Here is a 13,633-nt window from a genome sequence, read left to right on the forward strand (position 1 = left end):
GCCGCTCAGTCCTCGTCGTCCAGCCGGAAGCCCACCTTCAGGCCCACCTGGTAGTGGCCGACCCCACCCTCCGTCAGGTGGCCCCTGATCTGCGTGACCTCGAACCAGTCGAGGTTGCGCAGCGTTCGGGACGCCCGCCCCAGGCCGTTGCGCACGGCGGCGTCGACGCCGTCCGGTGACGAGCCGACGATCTCGGTCACGCGATACGTGTGGTGGGTCATGGCGCGGGCTCCAGGCGTGGAACGGTCCGGACATCCCCACCGTGACCCACCGCGCGCCCGCCCGCGAGGCGAGCGCCGCCGTTGGAAGACACCGCGGGCAGGGGGTCAGCCGCGCGGCACCACCGACGACAGCACCTGCGGCAGCGGGTACCAGTCGGCCGTCGCGAAGCTGGCGTGGGCCTTGGCGAGGAGGGCGACGCGGTCCCGGGCCTGGGTCTCGGTGGGGCGGGTGATGTCGATGGCGGGCGGGACCTTGTGCGCGTCGGTCATGACGACGAGGTAGTGCCGGCTGTCGTACCAGGCCGTGTCGATGCCTCCGCCGGTGTAGGTGGCCGCGTCCCCGTCGAAGAGGACGAACCACGGGCGGATCGTGGGGTCGGTGTAGCGGGTGCGGGGGTCGCCCGGCACCGCTCCGTGCACGGCCGGGAAGGCGCCCGCCTGCCGGAGCCGGCCCGCGGCGGCGAGGTCCCGCAGGTGCGTCGCGTACTCCCGGTCGGTCCACAGCCGGTCAAGGGGGTTCTTCTCCTCCACGGTGCCGGGGATCAGCTCCACGACGAACTTGCCCGCGAGCGCGGCCCTGTCCGGCCAGCCGTCGGCGCGCACGGCATCGTCGAGCGTGGCGTGCTTCCCGGCCAGGTCGGCGGGGCGGTAGAGGGCGTCACCGAGCTTCTGCCCCAGGAGGGCGTCCAGCTCGGCCGGGCCGCGCCCGCTGCTGGCGTCGAAACCGTCCTTCATCTCCACCTTGAGCAGGACGGGCCGGTGGCCGGGGTGCGCGTCGTGCCAGGCCCTGATGTCGGCGAGGCAGCCGGAGAGGGGCTGGTCGCGGGACTTCGTGCGCAGCTCGGCGGGTGAGGCGGCGCCCTCGCAATTGTTGTTGTTCGCGAGCGGGTTGGCGTGCGAGACGCGGAAGGAGCGGCCGCCGAAGCCGTTGGTCCAGACGTCGAGTTCGAGGAGCGAGGCGCCCGAGTCGAGGGCGTCGGCGAAGTAGGGGTACTTCGCCTTCTCGTAGGCGTTGTGCACCCCGACCGAGGTGGTGGCGGACCAGGCCGCCTGTCCGGCCGTCGTCCCCGCCCCGGCCGGTGCGGCCGTGACGGCCGCCGCGACCGTCGCCGTGACCGCAATCATTCCCGCACGTATGCCCGTTCGCATGTCCCCACCACTTTCGTCGATCTCGCGCGCCGCGAGCGATGAGCAGGCTACTGGATCGTGTGCGGGGACCAGGGAGGTCAGTGTGGGGGACGGGGCGCACACGTGCCCCGGGAACCTCGTGCGCAGCACGCAAATGAGCTCACCCACCCGTATACAGAACTGCACGATCCTGCAGTCGTGGGAAGCTCGACGCTCCTGCGCGGGCCGCGCCGGGCAAGCACTGGACGGGCCCTTGGACGGGCATGGAACGAGCGAGGGGCCGGTGCGGGCATGGGCGGCGAGGAATACACCAGCTGGCGCAACCACTTTCTGCTGCTGCTCGACCGGATCCCGACGCCGATCGCGGTCTGCCGGGCGGACGGCGAGGTGACGGTCGCCAATCCGGCCATGGCCGCGGAGTGGGGCACGGCGCCCGGCAGACTGCGCGGCCGCAATCTCCAGGAGCTGTTCCGGCCGCGTGCCATCGGCCGGCTCGACCGGCACATCGAGGCGCTGCGGCTGGGCCGCCGGCCCCGTCACCCGATCGAGGTGCGCTGGGTGACCGGTGCGGACGGGATCGAGCGGGAGGGCGAACTGCTGGTGGACCCGGTGGGTGACGCCTTCCCCGCGAACCCGATGCTGCTGGCGATCCTGCGCGTACGGGCCGATCCGTCGCACCGGCCGGTGGAGCCGATGGCGGAGGTCAGCGTGGTGGAGGGGAACATCCTCGCGCTGGCCGCCGCCGGGGCCACGACCGCCGCCATCGGCAAGGCCGTCGGCCTGACCGTGGACGGCGTCAACTACCACTTGACCAGGCTCACCCGGCGCTGGCGGGTGCCCAACCGCACGGCTCTGGTGGCGAAGGCGTACGTCCTCGGTGTGCTCTCCACGCGGGAGTGGCCGCCCGCCCCCGCCCCGGCGCCTCAGCGGGCGCGGGGCGCGTGCCGCAGCACGCAGTCACCGCACATCCCGCCGGGCAGGACGCGGTAGTACAGACAGCAGGTGGTGCGGGCGAAGGCCGGGCCGCCCGGCGCGGGGGCGGTCAGGGTGCCGGTGCCGCGCAGCGGCGGGGCGTCGAGCAGCGCTCGCGTCAGGGCGAGCGCGCGGGCCGCCTCCTCGGGCCGGTGCCGCTCGCGGCACCACGCGTGCAGCACCCGCAGTGATCCGGCGAGCGACGAGGCGGCGTTGCCCCACAGCAGCCGGCCGGAGACCGGGACGACGGCACGCACCGCGGCGTGCAAGGCGGTCAGCGGGCCGTCCAGGACGTGCTCGCGCAGCCGGCCGGCCAGGTCGGCGGCGGGCGGCAGCGCGGCGGGCGCGGGCAGCCACAGGTCGTCGGGGGCCGTGCGCGCGGGGTGCCAGCGGAGCCGGCCGTCGGCGAGGTCCGGCACCCGGCCGGTGAGCACGGCGGAGCCGAGGGCGACGGACAGCAGCCGCCCGGCGATGCCCTGGTAGGCGATGGACGCGGCCACCCGCCGGTCCGCCGTCCCCAGCCGCTCCGCCACCGTCGCCACCCTGCGCCGTACGGCCTCCTCGGTCCGGCCCGTCAGAGAGAGGTACTCCTCCCCCGCGCCGCCGGGGTCGTCGTCGGTGCGCAGGGCGAAGAAGGGCCCTACGGAGCTGAGTTCGCGGAGGTCCATGGGCGGCGGCGGGTCCGTTCGGGAGCGGGCAGGGGCACCGTCAGCCTTTCACGGCCCTCTCGCGTGCGCGCCCGCTGGGCCGGGGATCGCCACACCAGGCGCGCCGGACATCATGACAGCGCGTCAGCCTCTCGATACCCTCGGCGTTGACAACGATGTCAGGTCATATGACGCGTCAGACGAGGGGCGTGGACGATGAGATGGACCGCACACCTGCGGCTGCGTGCCGGCGCGGCCGCGCTCGCCTTCGCGGCGACGCTGGCCGGGGCGGCGCTCGTACCCCCGCAGCGGGCCGTGGCGGCCGACGACGACCTCACCGGTCTGGTGAACCCGTTCATCGGCACCCAGAACGAGGGCAACACCTTCCCCGGTGCCGCCGTGCCGTTCGGGATGGTGCAGCTGTCCCCCGACACCGGGCACAGCACCGGCTACGACTACAAGGACGGCCACATCCGGGGCTTCAGCGCCGTGCACCTGTCCGGCGTGGGCTGCCGCATCGGCGGTGACCTGCCCGTGCTGCCCACCACCGGCGAGGTGACCCGCACGGACAACGCCCGCTACGCGGCCGCGTTCAGCCACAGCGCCGAGACGTCCCGGCCGGGTTACTACAAGGTCGGGCTCTCCTCGTACGGCGGCATCACCGCCGAGCTGACGGCGGGCGAGCGGAGGGGCGTCCAGCGCTACACCTTCCCCTCGACCGACAAGGCCAACGTCCTGCTCAACACGGGCCAGTCGCTGCACCGCACGGTGTCCACCACGGTCGAGGTGGTGGACTCCCGTACGGTCCGCTCCACCATCACCGGCCGCGGCTTCTGCCAGGACACCCGGCCCTACACCCTGCACACCATCACCCGCTTCGACCGCCCCTTCACCGGCTTCGGCACCTGGAACGGCGACCGGATCACCCCGGGTTCCAAGCTCTCCACCTCCACCGGGCGCAATGGCGCGTGGGTGCGCTTCGACACCACCCACGACCGGACCGTCGAGGCCACGACCGCCCTCAGCTACGTCGACGCCGCGGGCGCGGAGGGCAACCTCCGCGCGGAGAGCGGCGATTTCGACCGTACGGCGCGGCAGGCGCGCGCCGCGTGGGAGCGGCGGCTGTCCGACGTCAAGGCCCAGGGCGGCGGCCGGGCGCTGCGGCGCACCTTCTACTCCTCGCTCTACCGCGCGTTCCTCTCCCCCAACATCGGCAGCGACGCCGACGGCCGCTACACCGGCTGGGACCAGCAGCCGCACCGCGCCGAGGGGTTCACCTACTACCAGAACTGGTCACTGTGGGACACCTACCGCACCCAGGCGCAGCTGCTGGCACTGCTCGCGCCGCGTGAGGCGCGGGACATGGCGCTGTCGGTGCTGCGCGTCGACCGCGACGGCGGCTGGCTGCCTAAGTGGGGCTACGGCACGGTCGAGACGAACATCATGACCGGCGACCCGGTGACGCCGTACCTCACCAACGCCTACCAGGCGGGGCTGCTCGCCGGCCACGAGGAGGAGGCGTACCGGGCGCTGAGGAAGAACGCGGACGGGGTGCCGCCCGCCTCCTCCCCCTACGCCGGCCGGGACGGCAACGCGGAGTACCTCAAGAACGGCTACGTGCCCTATCTGCCGGACCGCCCCAACGAGAAGCCCGGCGACTCCGACTACCAGCAGGGCGCGTCGGCGACCCTGGAGTACGCGCTCGCCGACGCGGTCCTCGCGAAGATGGCCCGCGGCCTGGGTCACCGCGCGGACGCCGAGCGCTACGCCGAGCGCGCCCGGAACTACCGCAACGTCCACGACCCCTCGACCGGCTTCTTCCGCGCCCGCGACGGGAAGGGCGCCTTCACCGGTCCCGCCGACCCGGCGAAGAGCGTCGGCTTCCACGAGGGCACGGCCTGGCAGTACCAGTGGCTGGTCCCCCAGGACCTGCCCGGGATGGTGCGGCTGATCGGCGGCGAGGACAAGGCGAACGCCCGGCTCGACTCCTTCTTCGCCTACGACAGGCTGCTGAAGGACCCGGCGCGCACGGCCCGCGAGGTGTGGGTCAACGGACCGTACGACTACTACAACGCCGACAAGTACAACCCGCAGAACGAGCCCGACCTCATCGCGCCGTACACCTATCTCTCCACCGGCATGCCGTGGAAGACCACGGACGTGGTGCACGCCGCGCTCACCCTCTTCACCGACACCCCGACGGGCATGACCGGCAACGACGACCTGGGCACGATGTCGGCGTGGATGGTCCTCTCCGCCATCGGCGTCTATCCGGTGCAGCCGGGCGCGGACACCTGGGGGCTGAGCACCCCGGTGTTCGAGCGGGTGGACCTGCGGCTGGACCGGCACTGGTATCCGCGCGGGCGGCTGACGGTGACCGCGCCGGGCACCTCGGACACCGACCGCTACATCCGGTCGGTCCGGCTCGACGGCTCCCCCCAGGACCGCACCTATCTGACGACCGCGCAGCTCAAGGAGAGCTCCCGGCTCGACTTCACCGTCGGGCGGGAGCCCTCGCGGTGGGGCACGGCGCCGTCGGCCGTGGCGCCCGCCATCGGCTGAACCCGGGGCCGGGTGCGGGGCGGCGCCTTCCGAAGCCGCCCCCGCTCGGCGATGATGTCCGACCCCGTCAGGGTCGACGAGAGGACACCACACATGGCCAGGCTCCGCGCGGGTCAGGGCGTACTGCGCCGCAAACCGATCGAGACCATCGAAGAGGCGGAGACCGTCGAGGGCGGCGGCCCGGCCCAGCGGCTGACCCGGTCCCTGGGGGTGTGGCAGCTGACGGCCATCGGTGTCGGCGGCATCATCGGCGCGGGCATCTTCAGCCTCGCCGGGACCATCGCCAACGGTGTCGCCGGCCCCGCGGTGCTCGTGTCCTTCCTCATCGCGGGCGTGGCGAGCGCCGCGGCGGCCTTCTCGTACGCGGAGTTCGCGGGCCTGATCCCCCGGGCCGGCTCGGCCTATACCTACGGCTACGCCGTGCTCGGGGAGATCGGCGGCTGGTTCATCGGCTGGGACCTGCTGCTCGAATACACGGCGATCGTCGCGGTGGTCGCCATCGGGATCTCCGGCTACATCAACTTCCTGCTCGGGGAGATGCACGCGAAGCTGCCGACCTGGATGCTGGGCGCGCCGGGCACCGGGACCGGGCACCGGGTCGACCTGTTCGCGGCGGTGCTGTGCCTGCTGATCGCCTGGCTGCTCACCATGGGGATGAAGAACGCGGCGCGCTTCGAGACGGTCGTCGTCGGCCTGAAGATCGTGGTGGTCCTGCTGGTGGTCGTCGTGGGCTTCTTCCATGTGAAGTCGTCCCACTACACGCCCTTCTTCCCGTTCGGGGTCAGCGGTGCCTTCACGGGCGCGGCCACGGTCTTCTTCGCCGTCTTCGGCTACGACGCGATGTCGACGGCCGCCGAGGAGTCCAAGGACGCGCAGCGCCACATGCCCAGGGCGATCCTCTACTCGCTGGGCATCTCGATGGTGCTGTACGTGCTGGCCTGCCTGGTGCTGACGGGCATGCAGAGCTACAAGGACATCGACAAGAAGAGCGGCTTCTCCACGGCCTTCAAGTCGGTGGGGCTGGACGGGATCGCGGACGTCATCGCGGTCGGCGCGATCATCGGCATCCTCACCGTCATGTTCACGTTCATGCTGGGTGTCACCCGCGTGTGGTTCGCGATGAGCAGGGACGGGCTGCTGCCCAAGTGGTTCGCCAAGACGCACCCGACGCGGCACGTGCCCACGCGCGTGACGTGGATCGTGGGCGTGGCCTCCGCGGCCATCGCCGGTCTCGTGCCGATCGGCGAGGCGGCCGAGCTGACCAACATCGGCATCCTGCTGGCGTTCGCGGTGGTGTGCACGGCGGTGATCGTGCTCCGCCACAAGCGCCCGGACCTGCCGCGCTCCTTCCGCTGTCCGTGGGTGCCGGTGGTGCCCGCGGTCGGGGTCGCCGCGTCGATCTGGCTGATCACCTATCTGGCATGGCAGACGTGGGTGCGGTTCGCGGTCTGGTTCGCGGTGGGGATGGTCGTGTACTTCGCGTACTCCTACAAGCACTCTGAGCTGGCCCACGCGGACGCGCGGGGCATCCCCCAGGAGTGAGCGGCTATTTGAGCAGGCGGGACAGCCTGCGGTCGGCGAGCGGTCTGCCGCCCGTCTGGCACGTGGGGCAGTACTGGAGCGAGGAGTCGCGGTAGGAGACCTCGCGGATCGTGTCCCCGCAGACCGGGCACGGCTCTCCCGTCCGCCCGTGCACCCGCAGCCCGCTCTTCTTCTCGGCCTTCAGCTCCGCGGCCGCGTGGCCGCGCGCCCGCTCGACGGCCGCGCGCAGCGTCGTGCCCAGCGCCTCGTGGAGCGCGGTGATCTCGTCCTCGGTCAGGCTCGCGGCGAGCTTGAAGGGGGACATCCTGGCGGCGTGCAGGATCTCGTCGGAGTAGGCGTTGCCGATGCCCGCGATCACGCTCTGGTCCCGCAGAACGCCCTTGAGCTGCCGCCGCTCGTCACGCAGCAGCGCTGCGAAGGCGTCGCGGGTGAACTCCGGCGCGAGGGGGTCCGGGCCGAGCCGGGCGATGCCGGGTACGTCGGACACCTCGCGGACGCAGTGGACGGCGAGCCGCTTCTGGGTGCCCGCCTCGGTGAGGTCGAAGCCCGCGCCGTCGGTGAGGCGGAGGCGCAGGGCGAGTGGGCCCTTGCCGGGGCGCGGCGGGGCGTCGGGGAGGCGGTCGTGCCAGCGCAGCCAGCCGGCGCGGGCGAGGTGGAAGGCCAGGTGCGGGCCGCCGTCGGTGGCCAGGTCCAGGAACTTGCCGTACCGCCGCACGGCGGTGACGGCCCGCCCCTCGGCCTCGCTCAGCGGCGGGTCGTAGGTCTTGAGTACGGACACGGCCACCGGGAGCACCCGCTCGACCGTCCGTCCGGCGAGGTGCTCGGCGAGGAACCCGGCCAGGGCTTCGACCTCGGGCAGCTCCGGCATGGCTCCAGTCTGCCGCAGCCCCCGGGCGCGGCAACCGGGCCGGGGCCGGTCACCGCCGCAGCGCCGCCTTGAGATAGGGCGCGGTCACGCTGCCCGCCGCTTCCGCCACCTCGTGCGGCGCGCCCGCCGCCACCACGCGCCCGCCCTGGTCCCCGCCGCCGGGCCCCAGGTCGATGACGTGGTCCGCGCCCGCCGCCACGGTCATGTCGTGTTCCACGACCACCACGGAGTTGCCCGCGTCGACCAGGCCGTGCAGCTGCCGCAGCAGCAGTTCGGTGTCGGCCGGGTGGAGGCCGGTGGTGGGCTCGTCGAGGACGTAGAGCGTGTGGCCCCGCCGGGTGCGCTGGAGTTCCGTGGCGAGTTTGATGCGCTGTGCCTCGCCGCCGGAGAGCTCGGTGGCGGGCTGGCCCAGGCGCAGATAGCCGAGGCCGACGTCCTGGAGGGTGCGCAGGCTGCGGGCCGCGGCGGGCACGTCGGCGAGGAAGCCGGCCGCGGCGTCGACGGTCAGGTCGAGGACCTCGGCGATGTTCGCGCCGCGATAGGTGATCTCCAGCGTCTCCGGGTTGTAGCGCGCCCCCTGGCACGCGGCGCACGGCGCGTACGTACCGGGCAGGAAGAGCAGTTCGACGGCGACGAAGCCCTCGCCCTGGCAGACCTCGCAGCGCCCGGCGGTGACGTTGAAGGAGAAGCGGCCCACGGTGTAGCCGCGGGCGCGGGCCTCGTCGGTGGCGGCGAAGACCTTGCGCACGGCGTCGAACAGGCCGGTGTAGGTGGCGAGGTTGGAGCGCGGCGTGCGGCCGATCGGCTTCTGGTCGACCGTGACGAGCCGGTCGACGGTCTCCAGCCCCTCCGTCCCGGTGACCGGCTCGCCCGCCAGGTGGGCGGTCACCCTCTCCGCGAGGACCTGTCCGACCAGCGTCGACTTGCCCGAGCCGGAGACGCCGGTGACGGCGGTGAAGACGCCGAGGGGGAAGTCCACGTCGAGGCCCCGGAGGTTGTGCCGGGTGACGTCGCGCAGGCGCAGCGCGCCGGAGGGCTCGCGGGGCGTACGGGCCGGGGGCGCCGCCCCGTCGGGGAAGACGAACCGGCGGGTCGCGGAGCCGGTCACGGCGGCCAGCCCGGCGACGGGCCCGCTGTAGAGGATCTCGCCGCCGTGCTCGCCGGCCCGTGGTCCGACGTCGACGATCCAGTCGGCGCGGCGCACGACGTCCAGGTGGTGCTCGACGACGAACAGCGAGTTCCCGGCGGCCTTCAGCCGGTCCAGGACGGTGAGCAGCGCGGCGCTGTCGGCGGGGTGGAGTCCGGCCGAGGGCTCGTCCAGGACGTAGACGACGCCGAAGAGGCCCGAGCGCAGCTGGGTCGCGAGGCGCAGCCGCTGGAGTTCGCCCGCGGAGAGGGTGGGGGTGGGCCGGTCCGTGGCGAGGTAGCCCAGGCCGAGTTCGGTGAGCACCTCGATGCGGGCGACGAGGTCGGTGGCGAGGGCGGCGGCCACACCGTCGCGCTCGCACGCAGGGCGCAGGGTCCGCGCGAGGTCCGCGAGCGGGAGGGCGGCGAGCGCGGCGATGTCCCGGCCCGCGAAGGTGACGGCCAGCGCCTCGGGCCGCAGCCGCCGTCCGCCGCACACCGGGCAGGGGCCGCTGACGAGGTGCCGCTCGGCGCGGGCGCGCAGGGAGGCGCTCTTGGAGTCGGCTGCGGTGTGCAGGACGTAGCGCTTGGCGCTCATGTAGGTGCCCTGGTAGGGGCGTTGGATGCGGTCGGCGTCGCGTACGGGGTGGACGGTGACGACGGGCTGTTCGTCGGTGAAGAGGATCCATTCGCGGTCGGCCCGCGGCAGGTCGCGCCAGGGCCGGTCGAGGTCGTGGCCGAGGGCGCCGAGGATGTCGCGGAGGTTCTTGCCCTGCCAGGCGCCCGGCCAGGCGGCGATCGCGCCGTCGCGGATCGACAGCGACGGGTCGGGGACCAGCGATTCCTCACTGACGTGGTGGACCTGGCCCAGGCCGTGGCACTCCGGGCAGGCACCGGCGGCCGTGTTGGGCGAGAAGGCGTCGGAGTCCAGCCGCTCGGCGCCCTCGGGGTAGGTGCCCGCGCGGGAGAAGAGCATGCGCAGGGAGTTGGAGAGGGTGGTGACGGTGCCGACGGAGGACCGGGAGGTGGGCGCGGACCTGCGCTGTTCGAGGGCGACGGCGGGTGGCAGCCCGCTGATCTCCTCGACCTTGGGCGCGCCCACCTGGTGGATGAGCCGGCGGGCGTAGGGGGCCACGGACTCGAAGTAGCGCCGCTGGGCCTCGGCGTAGAGGGTGCCGAAGGCGAGCGAGGACTTGCCGGAGCCGGAGACGCCGGTGAAGACGACGAGGGCATCGCGCGGGATGTCGACGTCGACGGCCCGCAGATTGTGCTCGCGCGCGCCGCGGACCCGCACGTAGGGGTCGTGCGCGCCGCCGTCGGGGGTCGTCATCGGGGTGCTCTCCGCGGGTAGGCGCTGTGCGTTTCGCCCGATTTTATGGGCGTGGGGGTTCCGGTTCGCGCCGGGGGGCCGTCCGCCGGAGCCGGCCGGGGCCCTGGGCCGCGGCCGGGTCGGCGCGTTTTTCCGCGCCCCGGCGCAGGGCCCACCCGCCCGTCACCGCGAGCGCGGCCACCGCGTAGGCCACCGTGCCGAGCAGGTCGGGATCCCCGACGGCCCGGCCGCCGATGTACTTCGCCGCCCCGGCCACGGCGACGCCGAGCCACTCCCACCGGCCGTCGAGGGCCACCAGACCGATGAGGAGCAGGGCGTACCAGGAGTAGCCGGGGGTCAGCAGCAGGAACGCCGTCCCCGTGACCAGCAGCGCGCCGCGCCACGGCCGCCGGGGGCCGCCGCGCCGGAGCACGTACGCCACCACCGCGGCCAGCACGACGAGCGTGGCGGGCAGGGCCCAGGAGTCGGGGAGCACCAGGCGCAGCAGGGCGTACCGGTTCTTCACGGTGGCGTCGTCGTAGCCCTCCTCCCGCGTATAGCCGCTCAGGTAGCCGAGGACGGAGCTGTCCGAGACGAGGATGTAGGGCAGATAGCCGAGGGCGACGACGGCCGCGGCGGGCAGCAGCACCGCGAGTGCCTGGCGGGCGCGGCCGCGTGCGGTGCCCCGTGCCGCGAGGCCGCTCAGTGCGCCCGGCAGGGTGACGGCGGGCAGGAGTTTGGTGGCGATGCCCGCGCCGAGCAGGGAGCCGCCGAGGGGGCGGCGGGCGGCGACGACGGTGAAGGCGGCGACGGTGAACAGCACGCTCAGCGCGTCGGCGTGGGCGTTGTTGACCGCTTCGACGGCGACGGCCGGGCACCACGCCCAGTAGACGGCGGCCCGGCCGTCGCCGCGCCTGCGCAGCGCGTACAGCAGCAGCCCCGAGGTGGCCACGGCGAGCAGCGCGCCGCCCACCTGGAACGGCTTGTGCCGGGTGCCGGGCGGGGAGAGTGCGTGGACGAGGAGGAAATAGCCCTCGGCGACGGGCGGGTAAATGGTGTGCACGTAGGGCCGGTTGATGCGCGTACAGGTGCCCTGCCCGGTGCCCGGCGCGATGCGGAAGCGCTCCGGCCGCTCGCACTGGGCGCCTTGGGGGAAGAGCCAGGGGTCGCGCAGGTGCGCCAGCCCGGGGTCGGCCGGTGCGTGGTCGTACGGCGAGATGCCCGCGGCCTGCACCCGTCCGTCCCAGACGTAGCGGAAGGCGTCCGAGCTGGTGCGGGGTTCGGCGAGCAGGCCGGTGGCGGCGACGGCGACCGAACCGGCCAGCACCAGGGGCACGACGTGCCGGGCGGACACCGCGCGCAGGGACCAGGCGGCCGCGGCGAAGAGCGCCCAGGCGGCCGCGTACCAGCCGGTGAGGGCGGCCGGGTCCGTGAAGTAGGCATCACTGCGGACGGCGGTGGCGAGGACCGTGACGAGGGCGGCGAGCAGCGCGGAGCTGAGGGTGACGGCGGTACGGGGCTTCACGCTCCCACCCTGGCACCACGAGCCCGCCCCGGCCTTCGGACCTGCACGGGCGTCCGCGTTTCGTAAGGTGTCGATCACGCCGTGGAGGGCGTCGCGCGCGGTCTGATGGAGGCATGAGACTCCCCCTGCCGTCCTTCCGGGGCCGCCTCCACGACGCCCGCACCGCGACCGCCGTCGGCCGCTGGCTGGGCGTGGCGGTCGCCGTGTGCTTCGTGACCGGGCTGATCAGCCACTACCTCCAGCAGCCGGGCATGCTGGCCGGCGTGTTGCCCAGCCGCCCCCGGTGGGGCTACCGGGTGAGCCAGGGGCTGCACGTGGCGAGCGGCATCGCCGCGGTGCCGCTGCTGCTGGCGAAGCTGTGGACGGTCTACCCGCGGCTGTTCGTGTGGCCCGCGGTGCGGTCGGTGCGGCACGCGCTGGAGCGGGTGTCGGTGGCGGTGCTGGTGGCGACGGCTCTGTTCGAGCTGATGTCGGGGCTGCTCAACACGGCGCAGTGGTATCCGTACGGGTTCTCCTTCGTGCCCGTGCACTTCGCGGTGGGCTGGGTGCTCATCGGCTCCGTCGTCCTGCACGTGGCGGTCAAGGCCCCGGAGATCAGGGCGCATTGGCGGCGCCGGTCGGCGGGCACCCTGGCGCTGCCGGCCGAGGACGCCGTCGACCGGCGGTCGCTGCTGACCGCCGTGGGCGTGGCGGCCGGTGCGGTCACGGTGACGACGGTGGGGCAGTCGTTCACCCCGCTGGGCGCGCTGGACCTGCTGGCGCCCCGGCACCCGGACCACGGCGCGCAGGGCCTGCCCGTCAACCGGACTGCCGCGCTGGCCAGGGTGACCACCGCGACCGTGCGCGACTGGCGGCTGCGGGTCGACGGCCCGCGCCCGTACGGGCTGACGCTGGACGAGCTGCGCGCCATGCCGCAGCGGGAGGTGACCCTGCCCATCGCGTGCGTGGAGGGGTGGAGCAAGTCGGCGCGCTGGACGGGCGTGCGGGTCCGCGACCTCCTGGACCGGGCGGGCGCGCCGCCCGGCGCCCTGATCCGGGTGACGTCGCTGGAGGCCCATGGCGGTTACCGCGTGATGATGATGCCGCACACCTACGCCCGCGACCCGCTCACCCTGCTCGCCCTGCGCCTCGACGGCCGGGTGCTCTCCCTCGACCACGGCTACCCCGCCCGGATCATCGCCCCGAACCGGCCGGGCGTGCTCCAGACCAAGTGGGTCGCGCGGATGGAGGCGCTGTGACACGGATCTTCGCAGGGGTGCTGGGGCTCGCGCTGATGGCCGCCGGGGTGTGGGCACTGCTGTTCGGTGCGCAGCCGCAGGATCCGTGGATCGTGGTGAAGTGGCTGATCGGCGTGCTCGTCGCGCATGACGGCGTGGTGGTGCCGGTCACCTTGGCGGTGGGCTTCGCGGTGTCCCGGCTCCCGGCAAGGGGCGTGGTGCGGGGCACGCTGCTGGTGGGTGCGGCGCTGACGGCGGTGGCCCTCCCCGTACTCCTCCGGCCGGGGCCGGTGCAGAACGCGTCGGTGCTGCCGCTGGATTATCCGCGCAACTGGGTGCTGTGCGTGGGGGTGACGGCGGGGGTGGGGCTCTTGGTGTGGGCGGCCGGGTGGTGCCGGCGCCGCCTGCGGCGGTAGCGGCTCACTACGGGATGGACGGTGCGGGTGCGCTGCTCCCCCAGCTACCGCTGGGAGGTGGGGGAGTTTGAGGACAACGCGGCGAAGCCGTGTTGCGGGGT

General features: G+C 73.6%; 11 protein-coding genes. 5 read left to right on the forward strand and 6 right to left on the reverse strand.

The features are described 5' to 3' along the window. Positions 1-5: 5 nt before the first annotated feature. A complete protein-coding gene (locus ACFY1P_RS06215; RefSeq protein ID WP_361531657.1) occupies positions 6-221 on the reverse strand; it encodes a dodecin in 216 nt (71 codons plus the stop codon). Positions 222-326: 105 nt separating this feature from the next. Then, the gene (locus tag ACFY1P_RS06220) at positions 327-1,346 is read right to left on the reverse strand and encodes a phosphatidylinositol-specific phospholipase C domain-containing protein (RefSeq protein WP_361531660.1); all 1,020 of its coding nucleotides are present in this window, start codon (positions 1,344-1,346) and stop codon (positions 327-329) included. A gap of 294 nt (positions 1,347-1,640) precedes the next feature. On the opposite strand from ACFY1P_RS06220, the gene ACFY1P_RS06225 reads away from it, so the two are divergent. Next, entirely contained in the window at positions 1,641-2,339 is a 699-nt protein-coding gene (locus ACFY1P_RS06225; RefSeq protein WP_390749877.1) for a PAS domain-containing protein, read from the forward strand. Here ACFY1P_RS06225 and ACFY1P_RS06230 read toward each other — a convergent pair. After that, entirely contained in the window at positions 2,273-2,989 is a 717-nt protein-coding gene (locus tag ACFY1P_RS06230; RefSeq protein ID WP_390749878.1) for a (2Fe-2S)-binding protein, read from the reverse strand. The two genes, ACFY1P_RS06225 and ACFY1P_RS06230, sit on opposite strands and share 67 nt — an antisense overlap. A gap of 195 nt (positions 2,990-3,184) precedes the next feature. Here ACFY1P_RS06230 and ACFY1P_RS06235 point away from each other — a divergent pair, with 195 nt between their 5' ends. After that, positions 3,185-5,530, forward strand: coding sequence for a GH92 family glycosyl hydrolase (locus ACFY1P_RS06235; protein WP_390749879.1), 2,346 nt, complete (start codon positions 3,185-3,187; stop codon positions 5,528-5,530). A 93-nt stretch (positions 5,531-5,623) separates the two neighbouring features. Further along, positions 5,624-7,072, forward strand: a complete 1,449-nt coding sequence (locus ACFY1P_RS06240) for an amino acid permease (RefSeq protein ID WP_361531672.1) — start codon at positions 5,624-5,626, stop codon at positions 7,070-7,072. A 4-nt stretch (positions 7,073-7,076) separates the two neighbouring features. Here ACFY1P_RS06240 and ACFY1P_RS06245 read toward each other — a convergent pair whose 3' ends face one another. Genes ACFY1P_RS06245 through ACFY1P_RS06255 form a run of 3 tightly spaced genes read right to left on the reverse strand, consistent with a single transcriptional unit; the run spans position 7,077 to position 11,899 of the window. Continuing rightward, the gene (locus ACFY1P_RS06245; RefSeq protein ID WP_361531675.1) at positions 7,077-7,940 is read right to left on the reverse strand and encodes a DNA-formamidopyrimidine glycosylase family protein; all 864 of its coding nucleotides are present in this window, start codon (positions 7,938-7,940) and stop codon (positions 7,077-7,079) included. Between the two features lie 49 nt (positions 7,941-7,989). Beyond that, a complete protein-coding gene (locus ACFY1P_RS06250; RefSeq protein ID WP_390749880.1) occupies positions 7,990-10,395 on the reverse strand; it encodes an ABC transporter in 2,406 nt (801 codons plus the stop codon). A gap of 43 nt (positions 10,396-10,438) precedes the next feature. After that, positions 10,439-11,899: a glycosyltransferase 87 family protein gene (locus ACFY1P_RS06255; protein WP_390749881.1), complete on the reverse strand. Its 1,461-nt coding sequence runs from the start codon at positions 11,897-11,899 to the stop codon at positions 10,439-10,441. Between the two features lie 113 nt (positions 11,900-12,012). Here ACFY1P_RS06255 and ACFY1P_RS06260 point away from each other — a divergent pair, with 113 nt between their 5' ends. Both ACFY1P_RS06260 and ACFY1P_RS06265 read left to right on the forward strand, forming a co-directional pair. After that, the gene (locus ACFY1P_RS06260) at positions 12,013-13,137 is read left to right on the forward strand and encodes a molybdopterin-dependent oxidoreductase (protein ID WP_361535529.1); all 1,125 of its coding nucleotides are present in this window, start codon (positions 12,013-12,015) and stop codon (positions 13,135-13,137) included. Further along, positions 13,134-13,532 (forward strand): hypothetical protein, encoded by a 399-nt coding sequence (locus tag ACFY1P_RS06265; RefSeq protein WP_361535532.1) that lies wholly within the window; start codon positions 13,134-13,136, stop codon positions 13,530-13,532. The genes ACFY1P_RS06260 and ACFY1P_RS06265 overlap by 4 nt, the downstream gene beginning before the upstream one ends. Positions 13,533-13,633 lie beyond the last annotated feature (101 nt).

Origin of the sequence: Streptomyces sp. NPDC001407, from assembly GCF_042895325.1 — a bacterium.
Classification (GTDB): Bacteria; Actinomycetota; Actinomycetes; order Streptomycetales; family Streptomycetaceae; genus Streptomyces.